Genomic DNA, 17,276 nt, shown 5'->3' on the forward strand with positions numbered 1-17,276 from the left:
GCTCGGGGCGGGGAGGGGCGGCGGTGACCGAGCAGCTCGTGAGCCAGCAGGAGGCGGCCCGAATGGCCGGGTGCAGCAAAGACACCATCGTCAGGGCTCGCAGGAACGGCCGGTTCCCGAACGCCCGGCTCCGGGATCATCGCTGGACGATCCCGACCGATGATCTGCTCGCGGCGGGCATGTACCGACCCGCCGATCAGGACGCATCGGCTCCATCAGCGGCGGTGGACGCGGGCCGGCCGACGGTGCCGATCGCGGTGGAGCTGGCCCGCGCCCTGGCCCGGGTGGCGGCGCTGGAAGATCTCGTGGCCCGCCAGGACGACCAGCTGGTGTTCCTGCGGCAGTTGACCGTCGAGACCCTCGCCAAGCGGGGTGCGGACTGATGGCCCGGCCGCTCAACGGCGGGCTGCGCTTCCAGCGCGGACGGTGGTGGGCCAGCGTCCCGGACAAGGCGGCCACCTCGGGCCGGCACTACGAGTCCTTCCTCGCTGAGGACGACGCCCGGGCCTGGCTGGCCCAAGCAGTCCCGGCGGTGCGAACCGGGCGGCCGTTGCCTGACGCCGAGCGGTTCCGTACCACCAAGCCCGCCCGGCGGACCAAGGCGTCGGCCAAGCCGGCACCGGCCAAGATGCAGCCCGACGTGGCCTCGGTCGCCAAGGCGTGGATGGCGGCCGCCTACGAGGACCTCCGCCGAGGAGGACCCGACCGGGCCGAACGGGTCCGACGCATCGTCGACGGCTACCTCGTGCCGTGGTTCGCGCCGCGGACCACCACGGTCTCGGACATCACCTACTACATGGCGCACGACTGGCTGCTCCACCTGGTCGGCAGAGAGCACGTCCCGACGACCCGGTCCGCGTCGCCCGGGCTTCCCCCCCTGCCAGCCAGCATCGACCCAGAAACCGACGAGTTGGGCTTGGTTGCGGTGGCGCGGTTGTGCGGGGTGAGCTTGCCGACGGTGCGCCGCCGCTGGCGCCAGGGCGAGCTGCCCGGCGCCTACCGCGACCCCGCCGGCCATATCCGGGTGCCGGTCGCGGCGCTCGACGGGGCGCGCGACAAGCGACGGCGGGCGCCGGCCGGCCTGTCGCAGCGGTACGTGTCGGACGCCTTGTGGGTGCTGCGCCGCGTCCTTGGCTTCGCCCGGGCCAACGGGCTGTTCCCGCCCGGGTTCGACCCCACCGAGAGCCTCGACGCGCCGACTCCTGATCCGTCAGCGGCCCGCACTCGCCGGCCCACCCGCCAGCCGAGGCCGCTCACCCTGCCCGAGTGCGCCCGCATCGCCGCCCACCTCCACCCAGCCCACCAGGTCGTGCTGTGGCTGCAGCGCATCATGGGCCTGCGCATCTCCGAAGCTTTCGGCGTCCTGCTCGGCGACGTGATCGAGGTGGGCGACACCGCCCTACTCGCCGCTCAAGGCCAAGGGGGACGGAAGTTCAACGTCCGCGACGACCACGGCGTGGTCGTCGCGGTCCCGTACAAGGCGACGATGAAGACCGCGGCGGGATCCCGGGTCCTCGTCGTGCCGGCCAGCATGCTGGACCTCATCCACGCCGCGGTCGAGGCGTTCCACACCGACCCGGCCACCGGCACCGTCAACCCGGCCGACCGGCTGGTGCCGGGCATCTACCAGAAGAACCGCTCCGGCCAGGAGGGCTACCGCCATGCCTTCGAGGACGCCCTGGTGGCCGAGGAACTGTCCACGGCCGACCTCGGGTTCCGGGTCTCCACCCACCTGCTGCGCAAGAGCCTCGCCACCGACCTGGCCTGGCAGGAAGGGATCGAGGACACCGTGCGCCGCCGGTTCATGGGCCATCGGGCCGGCGACGACGTGTTCGGTCGGATCTACACCCTCGACCACCCCGAGATCGCCCCGCTGGTCAAGGTGGCTGCCATCCTCGACGACAAGGTCACCGCCAGCATCGGCACTCTGCTCACCCCGACGACCCGCAAGGTGGCCTGGGGCAAGCACAACCCGCTGCGGGACCGGGCCGAGGACGTCAACGCGACGCTCGCCACCGCTGGCTGGCTGGTCAACCCCGGCACCGCGGATGATCCTTTGTGCGACGCCGAGCGGGTCGCCTCCGAGCTCGACATCGCCAGGACCACCGCCCGTCGGTGGATGACCGACGGCACCCTGCCCACCCTCGTCACGGCCGACGCCCAAGGCGTTCCCCGCCGCTACGCGCGGCTCAGCACCGTGTGGGCGCACCGGGACCGCCTCGCCCAGCGCATCTTGCTGCCCGATCTCGCCGAGCAACTCGGCCTCCGCTACCACGAGGCCTACAGCATGATCCGTCGCCTCGACCTCGACCTCGACCTGGAGCAGCACCCGACCAGCCGCGTCTACGAAGTCACTCCCGACGCCGCCGGCGCGCTGCGGGCTGAGCTGGAGCGCATCCAGGCACTGCACGGCCGGTCCATGAAGCTCCCTGCCGCGGCCGTCCAGCTCCACCTGGCGGCCAGCACCGTGCGGATCTTGGCGGAGCGAGGTGATCTCGAAGTCGACCCCGAGACCGACAGCAGCGGCCTGCGCTTCGTAACCCGTGCCTCGGTCAAGCAGTACTGGATCGCCCACCACGAAGCAAAACGCCGCACCGTCCAACCGGTCGCCGCCGTGCCCGTCGCCGAAGTCGCCCGCTTCACCGGCGAGACCTCCCGAGCGCTCATGGACCTCGTCCGGGCCGGCGTCCTCGACCAAGTTCCCGGCCGGCGCACGGCCCAGCTCACCGCCACGAGTCTCCGCGCCTGGATGGCCAGGCGCGACCCCGACCTGGCTGCATCGACGAGCGACGATCAAGCGACCGTCACCGCGCTGCGACCGGCCGCCCAACCGGACCCCGCACAAGCCTCGTCCGATCGGGCCCGTCGGGCCGGCCAGCGGTGACACGCCTGCACAAGCCGCGACGCCGGCATAACGCATCTCTTGACAAGGACGTCAGAATATCCGACACTAGATGTCGTGAAGACCGACATCCCTTCCGTGGCTCCACCACCGCCACTGCCGCCAGGAAGCGCTCCGGGGGGAGCGACCGTCCTCGTGGGCGTGGCCACCAGGACGGTTGATCAGCTCGAGGCGGACCTTACGGCCCTACTGCGAGCGGCACAGCCGAATCGGCGACTCACCGAGATGGCGGACGACGGTTCACCGAAAATCCCGAGCCTGATCGCCGTCTTCCTGATCAACCAGGTCGGGACGTCGGTCGGCCGACCAAAGCTTGTCAACTTGTCGCAGGTCAACAAGGTCGACCTGCGAAGCATGGGCGGCGTGGCCCGACTCGTTCATCGGACGCTGCACTCGGTCCCGGCAGGGCCGTTGGCCTCATGAGCGAGTTCTTGCCCGCAGCGGCTTCGGTCAGCGAGGCCTGGCTGCTCTCTCTGGAGCGAACCGCCGAGACCGACGGCGGCCGAGCAGTCCACGTGGTCTCGACCGTGACCGAACCCGGAACCGAGATCGCTTCGATCCGACGCGTCTTGGACAACGCGCTCGACGCGGCTGGCGCCCAATCGGTCGACACGGTGGCAGAGACCATCTTCCCTGCCTCGCTGTACCCCGATCCGGAACGGGACTGGTCACCCGAGCTGCCGACAGCGGAGTGCGCGCTGCTCGACGCCGCCGCCGAAACGCTCTACGAGGCGTACACGGGCATGTTGCCGTTGTTGCGCACGGTCAACGCGAACAAGAGCGGCACCTACTTCTCTCGCATGATCTCATGGCCCGGCAAAGAAGCGGGAGGGATAAACCAGCTGGCGGCCAGGATCGAGCGACTCCGCGGCGAACAGCTGGCCGGCCGCCGCACTCACAATGCGCTCGACATGGACGTGGCGGCCGACGCGCTCACCGACGAGGAGGACCTTCGCGGGCTGCAGGTCTACGCAGCCGCCGACCGACGCATCCGAAGCTTCCCCTGCCTGACTCACGTCGATCTGACGTTGTACCAGGGTCGCCTGCACGCGACGGCCGTATACCGACACCAATACCTGTTTCACAAGGCGTACGGAAACCTGCTCGGATTGTCGTGGCTGATGCAGTTCCTCTGTCAGCAGACCGGCCATGAACTCGGCGAACTCGTGGTCCACGCCACCCTGGCGGACACCCAAGGCCGGGCCCGCGCACTCAAGCTGGCCCGAGATGCCCGGGCGGCCTCCGATTTGGACGAGCCCGTCACCGTTGGAGTTCACCGGTGACCGCCGTGTCGCCGAAGCGCGCCCTGCGGTCAGCCTGGAGTGCCAGCGTGGACCTCGTCGACCAAGCGGCGGGAGCAGGTATCGACCTGGTGGAGGTCGAGCCGCTCCGCCTACTCATCCAAGCCGGCGGCGATGTATTCCTTGAGGCGGCCTGGACCGCCCGGGAACAGCGAGACGCCAACAATCAAGCGGAAGGGCTAGCCGGGAAGTGGGCGGCGAAAGAGGCCGTCATGAAGGTTCTCCAACGAGGCATCGGCGATCTCGACCCCCGCGACGTGGAGATCGTCACCGAGCCATCCGGGGCCCCGAGGGTGGAACTCCACCGGACTGCGCTCAGCATCGCCAAGCGACGTCGGATCACGACGTGGCACGTCTCGTTGACCCACGAAGGCGGATGGGCAGCGGCGATCGTCTTCGCGTCCTCGCTGCGCGCCACTCTCACCGGAACTGATGTCGGCAACCACGAAGGGAGGAACCATGCCTGAGCAGAGGCGACCAAAGACACCAGTCGCCGCAGCAAACGACGATGATAGCGGCGAGAACGACGACAGCGAAGAGCAAGCAAAGATCGGCGCACGGTTGAAGGAAGCGCGCGAATACGTCGGGCTCCTTCAAGAGGACGTCGCCTCCGCGCTCGGCATCCCCCGGGCAAGCGTGTCGGCTATGGAGTCCGGCAAGCGCCGCGTGACCGGGCTCGAGGTGCGGCGACTCGCCCGTATCTACCGCAAGCCAGTCGGTTGGCTGCTCGGCGAGGACGACATCGAGCTGAGCGACGCCGAACCACTCTTTCGGGCCACCGAGTCGCTGTCGGACCGTGACCGAGACCAGGTACTGCGCTTCGCCGAGTTCCTTGCCGCCGCCGGCAAGCCAACCGGTGCTGGAGGACAGGGCGAGCCGCAACGCCCCAGGCCGCGGGCACGAGGCCAAGGCCGCGAGACGGAGTCGTGATGCCCCCGACCGGCAACCCGTGGCAGCGCTCGCTTCAGGCAGCAGAGTCCGCCGGGCGACTGCTGGACGAACTGGGCCTCGACGCTACCCGCCAAGTCGATGTGTTCTCGATGTGCGAGGACCTGGGACTGTGGCTCACGTTCATGCCACTGGACGGTTTGCTCGGGGCGTTCGTTCCCGAGGGCAGCGGGGGAGTGCTGATCACCGACCGACGACCGATCACCGTGCAGCGCTACACCGCGGCCCATGAACTGGGACACTGGCGCCTTGAGCACGGTCACGGCCTCGCGCTCGACGGCGAGGAGCACGTGTTCGGAACGACGCCACACGAGCGGGAACGCTTGGCGCAAATCTTCGCCGCCAACCTCTTGATGCCACCACCACTGGTCCTCTCCTTGCTGGCCAGGATCGGCGTCGGCGACGACGTACCGGTCGGTCCACGAGATGCCTACTTCGTCGCCCGCGAAGCTGGGGTGAGCTACGAGGCAGCGGTGCGACAGCTCGCCAACCTCCAAGTGATCACCGCGGCGGACGCCACCTTGCTCTTGCCACCCAATGTCCGGCCCCTCATGGTGAAAAGCGAACTGGCCGGCGGTCGGCGCCCCGTCTACGGCTACGCGGATGTCTGGCCGGTGGACGAGGCGTGGAATGACCAGGTTCTCTCGCTACGCACCGACGACGAGGTAGTCCTCTCTTTGCCCGAGAACCGAAGCAGCGGCTATCGATGGATGTTCGACAACGAGGTGACCGAGGTGGTCCCCTCCCCCGAACCGCCGCCGTTCGCTGATCAGCCTTCATCGACCACAGAGACCGACACCGCCCAACGGTTCGTCGCAAGTGCCCGAACGGCCCGACGGGGCCGTGCGCCAAGCGCTGCTATCGACCGGGTACGACACCTCCCCGCGGATGAGGCGGCGAGTTCGGTCCCCGAGCGGACGCTGCCAGGAGGTGCAGCGGTGGTGGGCGACAGCTACCTCGCCGGCCGCCACGGTACGCCACAACGGCCCCGGGACACGCGACGCGCCCGCCTCGCTGTCGCAACTGGGGACAACGACGCCGTCAGCGCCCCCGTACAGTCTGATCAGCCGGGCGCCGGTGTTCCCGAGCCTCGAAGCGGTCCCGAAGAACTCATCGCGGCAACCGGCCGACGCCTACTCGGCGTGCGTTTCGTCGAAGCCGGCCCCAAGACTCTGCACCTCCAGCACCGCAGCCCCTACAGCGACGCGCCCGCCGTCGAGGAGTACGTGCTCCACGCCCTCGTCGAACCCCGCCGAGAGGGATTCTCCATCGACCAGCTCGTCGAGGACCGCGAGGAGCAATGGGTCGGTCCGGTCCGAGACCGCAAGCTCCACGCACCCGCAGCGATCATCGACGACCGCGACAGCGACTGACCCCGCACCGCTTTCGAGAGTCCGATGACTTCCCACGCCCAACGTCTCGCTGCCAGCCGATCCCGACCCGCCGTCGACCTCCGGCACCTTCTCACCTCCCCGCTCAGGGCCCAAGGACCGCGCCCACTGTGCGTCCCGTTCTCTCTCTCCGCTGCCCACGAAGCCGCCCGAACCCGGCTCGCTGCCCCCGGCGCCGAGATGCTCGCCGTCGAGCCGCTGTGGCAACACTGCCTTCACCACGGTGGCGCCGGCTACCAAGGAACGACGCTGGCCGCCGGAGGATCCGCGCTCAGAGCCAAGGGTCAGCCCACCGAGAACTACTGGCCGTACAACCAGCGCCTTGGCGCCGGGACCGAGCCCGAACCGGTCGGAGCAGCGACGGCTCCGTGGTACACCGGCGCCATCATCGACACCCCCCTCGCTCACGACGGGATCGAGGCACTCGTCGAGGACGCCCTCGCGTCAGAGATCCCGGTCGTTTTGGTCATCGAGCTCACCGACGAGTTCGAGCACCCCACGCCCACCGGCGAGATCACCGTCCCTCCGCTCACCGCGCCCGTGAGCGACTACCACGCCATCCTCACTCTCGGCGCCGCCACCAACGCGTCGGGGACACAGAGGCGCCTCCTCGTCCGCAACACCTGGGGCCCAGGCTGGGGAGCAGGCGGCTACGGATGGCTGCCGCCCGACTACCTGATCGCCTTCGCCGTGCAAGCCACCGCGATCGACCCGACGTCACTGGCAGCAACACCACCGACCAAGGGAGCAGCACCGTAGTGGAGCTCAACGACTACCAGGATCAAGCGGCGGAGACCGACGTCCTAACCGGTGACGACGACCTCTTGCCCTTGCTCGGCCTCGCCGGCGAAGTAGGCCAGCTCATCGCCGAGTACAAGAAACGACAGCGCGACAAGACCGGCTACCGAGCGTTCCGCGAGGAAGTTCACGAAGAACTGGGAGACATCCTCTGGTACGCGGCGGCCCTGGCTCGCTACAACGGCTTCAACCTCGACGAGATCGCCCGAGAAAACCTCACGAAGACCCGAGGCCTGTTCCGTCCCCCGGCGCAACTCCCGCCTCACGACCGCTTCGACAGCGACGCGCCGGGCGACCAGCAGCTCCCCGTCCGGCTGACGGTCACCTTCGTGGAAACCGAGGAGACGACCCCACGAGGAGAGACGTTGCAGCGGGTACGGATGTACCGAGGCGACCAGCCGGTCGGTGACCCCCTCGACGACAACAGCGAGAACAACGACGACTACCGCTACCACGATGTGTTCCACCTCGCCCACATGGCGATTCTCGGCTGGTCACCGGTGATGCGCCGACTCCTTCACCGCAAGCGATCAGAGCTTCCCACCGTCGACCGGGTCCAAGACGGAGGCCGAGCCGCCGCCATCGAAGAAGGGCTCACCGCGTACGTGTTCACGATGGCCGCCGAGCACAGCTTCTTCACCACCCTCGCCCACGTCCCGCCCAGCGTGCTCAAGACGTGCTCGAAAATGACCTCCCACCTCGAGGTCGCAGCCAGGTCCGCCGCCGACTGGCATGCGGCAATCCTCACTGGCTATCAGGCCTTCGGACAGGTCGTCGAGAACCGCGGGGGCGTGCTCACTGCGGACCTGGACAACCGAACCTTGAGCTACGACGGACCGGCCACTGCCATGGATGTCGGATCGTAGCGAGCCTGCGGGAGATGGGGTTTAGGCGGTCTGCATCTGAAGCTGCTGGTTGCCGGGCACGACGGCACCCAGTGTGGGTAAGCCCCACTTTGGCGGGTAGCCGACGGCAAGAGGCGTATGGTTGGGCACGTACCGCTGTTTGATCCGCGTCCGGCCGCTAGAGCCCTGCAGCTCGGGATGGGCCACTCGGGCGTACTTGGAGACCTCGCAGAATAGGTTCTGACAGTCGATCAGCTGCAACGGGCGACCCCACAAGGACTCGAACTCGATGTCGAGGGCGGCGAGGCAGTCCTCGGCCGCGTCGGCAACTGCCCGGATGACATCCTCCGCGCCGAGGCCGTCGGTGTCGACGAAGCACTTGGCGATCCCGTCATGGGCGCCCGGCCCCGCCACCACGAAGTCCATCTCCGAGAACGGATACAGGGCGCTGTAGTTCAAGTCGATGGCGAACTGGAAGGCCAAGAACTTCCCGAACGAGTGCACCCCTGCCAGGGTCGAGTACAGGTCCGCCAGGGTCGGCGCGCCAACCAGGTGGTCAACCGTGCCGTCGACGAGCAGCCGGCTGAGCAGCTGCAGGTGGTTCGCATGCTTGCGTTCCGCCCCGAGCTTCGGGCTCGGCATGATGTACGCCGCCGAGTACAGACGATTCCCGGCGGCGAGACGGATGTCGAGCAACTGCGTCAGTCGGTCCGCGTCGAAACTCGCCGCCGTGATCGGGCCGATGCTCTCCTCTAGGTAGCGCCAGGTCTCAACGCGGTTGAAGATCTTGAACAGCAAGATCCGCAGCACGGTCGATCGCTCGTCGACCTGGGCCCCGTAGATCACCTCGTTGATCAAGAACTGACTCACTCGATCAGAGGCCCGGTAAGCGTTCGTGAACCGGTGCGACGCCAGGACGGGATCATCGGTCCACGGGGGCTGCTCATCGCGTAGCCGGCGGTAGAAGATCTGTTGACGCTCGGCCGCCAGTCGCCAGTAGGAGCGGAACGCCTCCGTCACCCGAAGTACCCGGCGTCCGACGATGACCCGCATCGCCGAACCCTCGGTCACGACGCTCACCATACGGGTCGGGTGTGACGGCCGTCGAAGTGATCGTCCATGGGTCCGATCATCTCACACCGAAACACAGAAGCACGGTAATACAGAAATACGGCTACGATCTCTCGGCGTGGCGCCTCCTGCCGCATCCCACGCTCCGCAACCGAAGCGGCTCACCCTCGACCTCGCCCCAGAGGTCCACCGAGCGCTCAAGCTCCGCGCGGTTGACCTCGACGTGTCGATGGCCGAACTCCTGCGAGCCCTCATCGAGCAAGCGCTCAACGAGCCGTCGAAGCTCGCAAACCTGGCGGACGACCTCCGCACGAAGTGACAGACAGGAACAGATGTGGCCCGGCTTCCCGCGATACGCACGCTGACCGACATGGTTCGGAGTCACCAACGCGCCCGGGTCACCGCAGGTGACTCTGCTGACTACCTCGTCGCGCATCAAGGCGACGTGGCCCAGTTCGAAGACGTGGCGCACCTCCCGTCATCCACCGATCTTGACTACGCCATGCCTGCAACGACCGATGCCCAGATAGCCACCGCCCGCCGCCTCGGCCACCACCTTGTCGTGGTTCGCGCTGCCCTCGACGAAGAACTCTGGACGCGCCAGATCTTCGTCGACACCGAAGTCCTGGACGAGCTTCTCTACTGGACAGTGCGGAATCCCGACATCAACGACCTCGAAGGACACTGCCGCCGTAGAACAAGCGCTTCGCGAGCAGCTCACCTACTGGAACGAGCTGCTGGTCGTTGATGTGGACCCCCAAGATGTTGCTCAAGCCCTACGCCGTCCTTCGGTTCACGCAGTTCATCATTCCTACCCAAGGTCCTCCGAGTGTTCGCTGCAGAGACTCGTCCCTGCTGCCGTAGGGCTGGGCGGGTTGGTCATTCTGGCGATCCTGACGACCCAAGTGCACGGTATCCCTGGATGGAAGACGCTCGCCGCCGTGGTCGGCGTGCGCGGGATCTCCATTGGAGGCGTGCAGGCGTCACTCAAGAACGCCACGCAGTCCCTCATTCGGACGACTGCATGCTGACCTCTACTCCGACCCCGTCACGACCGCGATCAGCTCGCTCCCCTCCCTGGGAAAGGAGGAGAAAGGCGGCGGTACGAGAGGCGGTCGGGGCTCGGACCGTGACCGCCGCACTGCCGGCGCAATAGACCCGTCGGCCATCGCCGACCTCTATTCCTGCTCGAAACCCTGGTCGGTGAAATGAAGAGTGCGGGCGTTCTCGGTGACAGTACGGATGACCGGCTCGTCGAAGCCCTCGGGAGCACTGGCGGAGATCTCGATGGTGATCTCGACAGTGGCCGACGCGTCGCCGAGATGGGCGATGACCTCTTGGACGACCCGACCGAACTCGAGGCTGAGTCGTTCGGAGCGCAGCGCGACGCTCCCGTGGAACCGTCGAGGCTTCGCGGGCGATGTCAGCGCGCCGGCAGCCAACGGTGTCGATGCCGGCGAATCGGCGGCGCGCCCGGCCGAGGCAGCCGTAGCGATGGAGGCAGCGGCAGCAGCCTGGCTGCTGATGGCTTGGTCATCGACGCGAAGCTGTGCGGCAGCGACGTCGGGTCGCACGAGCAGCGTGGAGACCGACACCGCAGCGCCGCCACCGGGACCGACGACGAGGCCGAGGTAGCGCTTGGTCGTGGCGTCGTAGCCTTCGGCGAGGGCGAAGCCCTCTTCGGACCAGGCGAACCCGGCAGGTCCGTCCTGCACGCAGCGGTGCAGCACGAGACGGTCTCGCAGCCGGGGCAGGTAGGGGTAGCGGGCGAGGGCCTCCCAGAGCTCTTCGACCGAAACGTGGCCCTTCTCCCACAGCGAGGCGAGCGGGCCGCCGAGCACGAGGGTTCGCAGGAGCGAGGGGGCGTAGACCAAGTTGAGGTGGCCCTTGTCGATAAGGCGCCGGGCGGTCCGTGCCGCGAGGTCGCCTTGGCCGTCGATGCGCACCGCGTCGAGCACGATCGGTCCAGTGGGCTCCGGCTGGGTCGGCACGAGCGCCCAGCCATAGGTCTCTGCTAGGCGGCGTTCGACGGTTCCTTCGGTTTCCTCGGCCTTGGTGGCCGCCTGGGCGGCCTGCTGGGTGCCGAGACCAAGCTCTTCTGCTTCGGTCGAGATCGATCTCCACGCGAGTGCCTCGGCCATCCCCTGGCGCAGGTCGTCGACGCGCCGGTTGTCGGCAGCGAGGAAGGCCACCATGTTGCGATAGATGCGCGGCGCGGTGCCGCGGTGCTCGAGGATCTCGCGCGCGGCGCCAAGCGCGGGCGAGTCGTCGGTCTTCACGACATGGGCCGCCTGTGGTGGGAGCACGACGAGGCGTACCCGGTCGTCGTCGTCGACGTCGGCTGAGCTCGAGGGGGCGACGTGCACGCCGGTGAGCTCGCCCCGGTCGCGTTGACGCCGGATTCGCTCGCAGAGCGCTGCATCGAGTTCCGCGATGCCGGTGGTGAGCCAGCGCTCGGCGCGGTCTCGGGCCATGCGCGCCACGGAGGGCGAGAGCCCATACCAGTAGCGGTCCCGGTCGACGTAGAGGTAGGTGGCCCGATCCGACAGCCTGGCGAGCGCGTCGGCGTAGGTGGCGACCGCCTCGCCTGGTGCGGCACATCCGAGGCGCACCCGGGCGGCCTCCACCCCTCGGTGCGGGGAGTGCACGGTCGGTGCCGAGCCCAGGAACACCGCCCGGGCGACCTTTCGCGCCGCGCCGTAGCGGCCGAGATTGGGATAAGTGGCGTCGAGCTGCGCAGGGAGCGATCCCGTGCCGTCCACGTCGGCGTCCATCACCGGCTTCCAAGAGTCCTCCAGGTTGCGGGCGAGCTCGGAAGCGACCGGCGCGTCGTCGAGGGGGATGGCGCCGGGCAAGATGAGCGGCGACTGGTCACCCCCACGCCACAGCGCCCCAACGACCTGGGCCATGAGGCGCAGTACTCCCCGGGTGCGCTGGAAGCGCTCCAAGGTCGACCAGTCCTCGTACAGCCGGTCGAACAACTCGGGGTGGATCGGATAGGCGGCACGTAGCCGGCGTTCGTAGGCGGCTTCCCGGCACTCGGCGGGGAACTCAGCCGCTTGCGAGCGGTACGATTCGGCAAAGGCCCGGGCGGTCGCGTCCCGATCGGCGAGCCCCGAGGCGTCGAGGGGTCGGAACAGCCGGCGCCGGACGATCTCGAAGCCTTCTTCGGCCGACGCCGGCCTCCACGACGACTCGACCCGGCCGATCACGCTGCGCAGTCGTCGCAGTGCCTCGGCACCCCCCGGACCACCGAGCTCGACACTCGATCCACCACCCGAGCCGCCACCCGAGCCGACAGCGGCGGGCTCGGTAGCCACAGAAGCGGGGAGGCTCACGACCAGCAGGGCCTGGTCGGTCGAACGTGCCGCTTCGGTGAGCGCCTGGGCGAAGGAGACGTGCGCCTCGAAGCTGCCACCGACGAGACGCTCGTCGGTCGCATACAGCTGGCGGGCATAAGCGACCCACTCGTCGACGAGCACGAGGCACGGCGCGCACGCCTTGAACAGCTCCGCCAGCGCGTCACCCGGGCTCGTGCCAGTGCGGTCCGCATCGGCGACAAGTGCGTAGCCGTCCTTGCCGGCGAGCTGCCACGCGAGCTCCCCCCACAAGGTCGCCACCTCGGTCCCGTCGGGCTTGACCGACACCTGCCCGGGTGCGATCCGGGTGCCGACAAGTGCCGCCCTGGCCACCTGGGGCAGCTGGTCGACCCCGGCGGCCCGGACGAGGTCTTGGACCTCCTCGGGCAGCTCGGAGAGTGCGGTTCCTGAGCACAGGTGCCAAAGAGCGATGAGGGTGTGGGTCTTGCCGCCACCGAAGGTCGTCTGCAGGTCGACCACCGGCACGCCATCGGTGCAGGCGAGGCGCCGGGTCGCCTCTAAGAGCAGCTGGCGCAGACCCTCGGTCAGATAGGTGCGGCGAAAGAACTCGACCGGATCGGCGTACTCGGGGCCTCCCGAGCCGGCCGCGACCTGGTGCAGGTCAGCGGCGAACTCGGCGAGGCCGTAGCGACCCTGGGCGACGTCGTCATGGGGGACGATCACCTCACGCCATGGGCGAAGCCCCGCCACCGCCCCGGTGGTTGCTTGGGTTGCTGCTCCGGCCTTGCGGGTCTCGGCCTCGTAGCGAAGCCGCATCAGCTCGGTCTTGGAGCGGCCGACCTCTGCGGCCTCGCCGGCGTCGACAGCGACGAGCACCCGCTCGATCGAGTCGAGGGCCCGGTAGGTGTCGTCCGCGTTGAACGCGTCGTTGTGCGCCCAGCGGTTGCGAACGTCGCGCAGCTCGAACACGAGGTTGCGGTCGGTCCGGGTGAGCCGGCTGCGAAACGCGGAGTCCCACGCTTCGGTCATCACCTTCAACAGAAACGCCGGATCGCGAAGCGACGCCGGCGCGGCGTTGCGCGGGCCGGATTCGACGAAGCCCTCCAGCCAACCCTCACCGTGCAACGAGGCCATCTGGCGGTCGACGAACGGTGCAAGCCCCGTGGCCAGCGCCTCGAAGGCCCTGCCGACCCGCTCCCGGTTACTGACGGCCACGTTCTGCTCCTAGCTCTCGTCGCACCTCGGCCACCACCTGTTCGGCAAAGGCCGCCAGACTTTCTGCAAGCTCAGTGTTCGCCTCGGCGAGGTCATCCGCGTAGCGCCCGTCGACCGCCCACGGGTTGCACCACGCCAACAGCTGTCGGTCGAGCTCGACAAGGCGTCCCAGCCCAACGCACGAGTCGTGCAGGACAAGCAGGTTGTGGGTCTTCTGGAACGGCACGCCTACGTCGATGAGCGTGGCTTTCAGGGCCTTCTCGACGACGAGATGGGAAAGAAAGCACACCATGCGTCCGGGGGATTCGGGGTCCCGGGCGACGGCGCGCATCGCATGGAGGTCGTCCTCGACGTTCGCCAGCCACCGGCGGGCCTCGTCGAAGCTGTTGTCAGGCAGCTCGGGCATAGACGACCCGTCCTTCCCGAAGCGGCCAATAGTGCATCGAGCCGATCACGTCGTGACGGCGCTCGCACTCGCGGCGGTCGGTGACAAAGACCTGGACCGGCACCGCCCCACCGAGGGCGCCGTAGAGTGCCGCCTCCAACTCGTGGCGCTTGGCGTAGTCGATGGTGGAGAGCACCACCATCAGGTCGAGATCGGAGTCCGGGCCGTCGTCGCCGCGGGCGACAGAACCGAAGAGGAGCACCTGTTCGGGGTCACATGCCCCCACGACTGCGTCTACGACATCGGGGACCCACTCGGACAAGGTCCGACCGTCGTAGCGGGCCTTGCCGTCGCGTACCTCGTAGGTGACCGGGCTCATGACCCAAGCTCCGGCTGGACCGAGCCCGGCGAGCCGGCGCGACGCAGGATCTCGGGCCACGAGGTGACCAAAGCGTTGAACCCGAGGGCGTCTTCGGCCCAGCCCCGACGCTCGCAGATCGCATAGAGCCGATAGGCGAGATCACGCGCCGCCTCGCCGAGACCACCGAGACGGCGTACCAGGTCCGCGGCACCAGACTCGCTGCCGTCGTCCCACAGTGCCTTCACCAGCTGCTGGGTCACCTCCCACACCGGCATACGCTCGTCGGTGGTCGGATCCCAGTCCGCGGCAAGCTCGGCACGCCGCAGCAGCCGGACCCGCCCGGCCCGAGCGACGAGGATGTCGGCCTCCTCCAGGCCCTTCACCGACACGTTGGTCGCTCGGGCCAGGCCTTCTGCGGGGTCGTAGCCCGCCTCGTCGAAGCCGTACTGCTCGAACCACTTGATGGCGAAGCGGGTATCCCCGTCGAACTCACCCTCCTGCTCGGCAAGCACCTCGTCGAGCACCTGGTTGATGAGCGTCAACGCGCTGCGAACCGGCATCGTCTCGCCGGTCGGCTCGACGATCTTCGCGTAGCGGGAGAACACCGCCATGCCTGGTCCGATTGCAGCCTGGGCGAGGTCCACCGGAGCGATGTTGCCCTGCTGGAGCTCACGCAACGCCTTGGGCAGCTCGGCGTGAAGGGCTGCGAGAAAGCCCCGGCGGTCGGTGATCCCAGCAGTCTCACTGCGTGGACGGCAGGCGAGAACGATGGACGACGCGAGGGCGTTGCTTGCGTGATTGCGCATGCGGTTGCCGAGTTCGGTCCGCATTGGCCAGGTAGCAGTGACAGCGAACCCCGAGCGGAGTAAACCGGCAAGCATCGTCTCCCACCCGGTAGAGGCCACGCCGCTCTCGTCGTGCTCGGACTGCTTGAATGCGTAGAAGACGGTCAGCGGGTATGAAGGGTCAGCCGCCTTGCTCAAGTTCGCGAACACTCGTTCGAAGCCTTCCTCGAAGAGCTCTTCGGACTTCGACTTGTCGCCACCGCTGCGGAACGGATCGGCGACGAGTTCAGCACTTTTCGGCGTGAGCATCGTCGAGAACAGATCCGGATACATGGCTGCGAGAGAACGGCGGAGCCAGACGTAGAAGAAGTCGGAGAGAGCGGCATACCCGACGTTGTCGTAATAGGGAGGATCGGTTGAAACCGCAATACGCGCTCTGTCAAGAGGTTCCCGAGCGTCTCTCTGTTTCGCCGTGCCAACAGGAGCCGAGGGAGTTCGTTCCATGGCTGCGATTACGGAACCGACGGCATCCGTGAAATTGCCGGACGAACCTCCGAATGGTTGACCTTCGGCAAAGTCCCAAGTCATCTGAATTGCCTGCCGCGCAAAGGTATTGCGAATGGCCTCCATCTTCGGGCTGGAATCCCATCCACTAATCGACGAGTTCCGATCAGCCACGCGGTCGACGGCCAGTGCCAAGTACGTTGCCACGGCATCCGCGTACAGCGGTTGTCCGCCATCGGCGAGGACTCGTTGACGTGCTTCACTAACCAGATCTGAAAAGGTACAGAGAACGGTCAGCTGACGATTCGTGAACAGGTGAGCGTGGCGAGTCATGCCGTAGCCCTGGACTCGGAAGCCGAGAGCTTGCTCCGGCAGCTCGGTCTCAGGAGCGCCTTCAGGCCGGGCAACGTCGGCCGCCTTCCTGTGCGCCGGGTCCGGCGGGAGGTAAATACGCTGGCGATCGCCGTCGGCAACGACCGCCATGAGCTGTACGTCCATGTGGCCAGCCTTGCCCTCGGCACGGATATGGGCGAGTGGCACCGGCGTGTTGCACACGAGGCAGATCGCGCCAGTGCGTCCGACGGTGCCCTCAACGGGAGGACCAGATGACCCGTGGCCGATCTCAAAGCGCACCCTGCTGTCCTCGACCACCGGGCGAACCCAGGTCTCCTTGCCCTTCTTCTTGCCAAGCCAGAAGGAGCGAGCCAGCGGCATCGTGGCTTGGCAGGCCGGGTTCGGGCATGTGACGGTACGCGCCCAGATCCACGCGATGACCGTCGCCGTGCGGCCGTCGGAGAGGGTGGCCTGTGGGTAGAGATGCCCGATACGACGCTCTGCCTCGTCGCGCATCCACGCCCCGTAGTAGCGGACGTCCTCGGCGAGTCCCTGGGCGCCTTTCCAGCTCTCGATCGCGAGTCGGCCGTCAGCGTTGCGCGAATGGATAGGAGGCTGGCCGGCGAACTTGGCTGGTAGCTCGATGAGGGCCTTGGTGATCAGCACCGCGACCGGGTTCAGGTCGCTCCCATGAGCGACGAGCCCGAGGCGCTGGGCCTCCAGGGGGATCGAACCGCCCCCGCAGAAGGGGTCGAGTACCTCGGGCGGATTGTCTCCACAAGACCGGCGGATCTCCTCGTGTGCTTCGGCCAGCACCGACTCGTCTTGAGTGGCTTCCCACGGCACGAGACGCTCGATGATCCGGAAGAGTCGTTGGCGTTCTTGTTCCTGGGCTTCCTCGGTGGGGAAGCGATCGGGATGGGCGGAGGGGTCGTCGACGAGCTGCGCGAAGAGCACGGCACGGCATGCTGCGAGCGGCCGGCGTGCCCACCACAGGTGCAGGGTCGAAGGATGTCCGTGGCGGATGGACTTCTCCCGGGCAGCCTCGCGGTTGATCGCTTCGAGGGGAAGCGCCACCTCGATGAGCTTGCGTTTGTGCGTGTCGACGTGGCCCATG

The 17,276-nt window shown here is 67.8% G+C and carries 16 protein-coding genes; 10 read left to right on the top strand and 6 right to left on the bottom strand.

Features of this window, described 5'->3' with window-relative positions; translation table 11 throughout:
• The first annotated feature begins 23 nt into the window (after positions 1-23).
• From K6U06_RS12445 to K6U06_RS12485, 9 genes are all read left to right on the top strand, one after another.
• Positions 24-383: a helix-turn-helix domain-containing protein gene (locus K6U06_RS12445; RefSeq protein WP_262322255.1), complete on the top strand. Its 360-nt coding sequence runs from the start codon at positions 24-26 to the stop codon at positions 381-383.
• Positions 383-2,884: a hypothetical protein gene (locus K6U06_RS12450; RefSeq protein WP_262322256.1), complete on the top strand. Its 2,502-nt coding sequence runs from the start codon at positions 383-385 to the stop codon at positions 2,882-2,884. Before K6U06_RS12445 ends, K6U06_RS12450 begins: the two co-directional genes overlap by 1 nt.
• Before the next feature lie 159 nt (positions 2,885-3,043).
• Positions 3,044-3,325: a hypothetical protein gene (locus K6U06_RS12455; RefSeq protein ID WP_262322257.1), complete on the top strand. Its 282-nt coding sequence runs from the start codon at positions 3,044-3,046 to the stop codon at positions 3,323-3,325.
• Between the two features lie 146 nt (positions 3,326-3,471).
• On the top strand, positions 3,472-4,185 hold the full coding sequence (locus K6U06_RS12460) for a hypothetical protein (protein WP_262322258.1): 714 nt from the start codon (positions 3,472-3,474) through the stop codon (positions 4,183-4,185).
• Positions 4,186-4,232: 47 nt separating this feature from the next.
• Positions 4,233-4,670, top strand: a complete 438-nt coding sequence (locus tag K6U06_RS12465; RefSeq protein ID WP_262322259.1) for a holo-ACP synthase — start codon at positions 4,233-4,235, stop codon at positions 4,668-4,670.
• Complete coding sequence (locus K6U06_RS12470; protein WP_262322260.1) at positions 4,663-5,133, top strand: helix-turn-helix domain-containing protein; 471 nt, start codon at positions 4,663-4,665, stop codon at positions 5,131-5,133. Before K6U06_RS12465 ends, K6U06_RS12470 begins: the two co-directional genes overlap by 8 nt.
• Positions 5,133-6,524 (top strand): ImmA/IrrE family metallo-endopeptidase, encoded by a 1,392-nt coding sequence (locus K6U06_RS12475; RefSeq protein WP_262322295.1) that lies wholly within the window; start codon positions 5,133-5,135, stop codon positions 6,522-6,524. Before K6U06_RS12470 ends, K6U06_RS12475 begins: the two co-directional genes overlap by 1 nt.
• Positions 6,525-6,548: 24 nt before the next feature.
• Complete coding sequence (locus tag K6U06_RS12480) at positions 6,549-7,301, top strand: C1 family peptidase (protein ID WP_262322261.1); 753 nt, start codon at positions 6,549-6,551, stop codon at positions 7,299-7,301.
• Positions 7,301-8,206, top strand: coding sequence for a nucleoside triphosphate pyrophosphohydrolase family protein (locus tag K6U06_RS12485; protein ID WP_262322262.1), 906 nt, complete (start codon positions 7,301-7,303; stop codon positions 8,204-8,206). The genes K6U06_RS12480 and K6U06_RS12485 overlap by 1 nt, the downstream gene beginning before the upstream one ends.
• A 21-nt stretch (positions 8,207-8,227) precedes the next feature.
• On the opposite strand, the gene K6U06_RS12490 is transcribed toward K6U06_RS12485, so the two are convergent.
• Positions 8,228-9,256, bottom strand: coding sequence for a nucleotide kinase domain-containing protein (locus K6U06_RS12490; protein ID WP_262322263.1), 1,029 nt, complete (start codon positions 9,254-9,256; stop codon positions 8,228-8,230).
• A gap of 118 nt (positions 9,257-9,374) precedes the next feature.
• Here K6U06_RS12490 and K6U06_RS12495 point away from each other — a divergent pair, with 118 nt between their 5' ends.
• Entirely contained in the window at positions 9,375-9,575 is a 201-nt protein-coding gene (locus tag K6U06_RS12495; protein ID WP_262322264.1) for a hypothetical protein, read from the top strand.
• Between the two features lie 159 nt (positions 9,576-9,734).
• Here K6U06_RS12495 and K6U06_RS12500 read toward each other — a convergent pair whose 3' ends face one another.
• The 5 genes from K6U06_RS12500 to K6U06_RS12520 form a co-directional block, all read right to left on the bottom strand.
• Positions 9,735-9,941: a hypothetical protein gene (locus K6U06_RS12500; protein WP_262322265.1), complete on the bottom strand. Its 207-nt coding sequence runs from the start codon at positions 9,939-9,941 to the stop codon at positions 9,735-9,737.
• Positions 9,942-10,434: 493 nt separating this feature from the next.
• Positions 10,435-13,791: a Swt1 family HEPN domain-containing protein gene (locus K6U06_RS12505; protein ID WP_262322266.1), complete on the bottom strand. Its 3,357-nt coding sequence runs from the start codon at positions 13,789-13,791 to the stop codon at positions 10,435-10,437.
• On the bottom strand, positions 13,778-14,197 hold the full coding sequence (locus tag K6U06_RS12510; protein ID WP_262322267.1) for a HEPN domain-containing protein: 420 nt from the start codon (positions 14,195-14,197) through the stop codon (positions 13,778-13,780). The genes K6U06_RS12505 and K6U06_RS12510 overlap by 14 nt, the downstream gene beginning before the upstream one ends.
• Complete coding sequence (locus K6U06_RS12515) at positions 14,181-14,555, bottom strand: nucleotidyltransferase domain-containing protein (RefSeq protein WP_262322268.1); 375 nt, start codon at positions 14,553-14,555, stop codon at positions 14,181-14,183. Before K6U06_RS12515 ends, K6U06_RS12510 begins: the two co-directional genes overlap by 17 nt.
• Positions 14,552-17,275, bottom strand: coding sequence for a DUF1156 domain-containing protein (locus tag K6U06_RS12520; protein ID WP_262322269.1), 2,724 nt, complete (start codon positions 17,273-17,275; stop codon positions 14,552-14,554). Before K6U06_RS12520 ends, K6U06_RS12515 begins: the two co-directional genes overlap by 4 nt.
• Position 17,276 lies beyond the last annotated feature (1 nt).

The organism is Acidiferrimicrobium sp. IK (assembly GCF_025499425.1).
Classification (GTDB): domain Bacteria; phylum Actinomycetota; class Acidimicrobiia; order Acidimicrobiales; family Palsa-688; genus Acidiferrimicrobium.

What these genes read in the sequence shown, in the direction of transcription:
- K6U06_RS12450 (WP_262322256.1), top strand. Translation starts at nt 383, where the DNA reads ATGGCCCGGCCGCTCAACGGCGGGCTGCGCTTCCAGCGCGGACGGTGG.
- K6U06_RS12470 (WP_262322260.1), top strand. Translation starts at nt 4,663, where the DNA reads ATGCCTGAGCAGAGGCGACCAAAGACACCAGTCGCCGCAGCAAACGAC.
- K6U06_RS12475 (WP_262322295.1), top strand. Translation starts at nt 5,133, where the DNA reads ATGCCCCCGACCGGCAACCCGTGGCAGCGCTCGCTTCAGGCAGCAGAG.
- K6U06_RS12480 (WP_262322261.1), top strand. Translation starts at nt 6,549, where the DNA reads ATGACTTCCCACGCCCAACGTCTCGCTGCCAGCCGATCCCGACCCGCC.
- K6U06_RS12510 (WP_262322267.1), bottom strand. Translation starts at nt 14,197, where the DNA reads ATGCCCGAGCTGCCTGACAACAGCTTCGACGAGGCCCGCCGGTGGCTG.
- K6U06_RS12515 (WP_262322268.1), bottom strand. Translation starts at nt 14,555, where the DNA reads ATGAGCCCGGTCACCTACGAGGTACGCGACGGCAAGGCCCGCTACGAC.
- K6U06_RS12520 (WP_262322269.1), bottom strand. Translation starts at nt 17,275, where the DNA reads ATGGGCCACGTCGACACGCACAAACGCAAGCTCATCGAGGTGGCGCTT.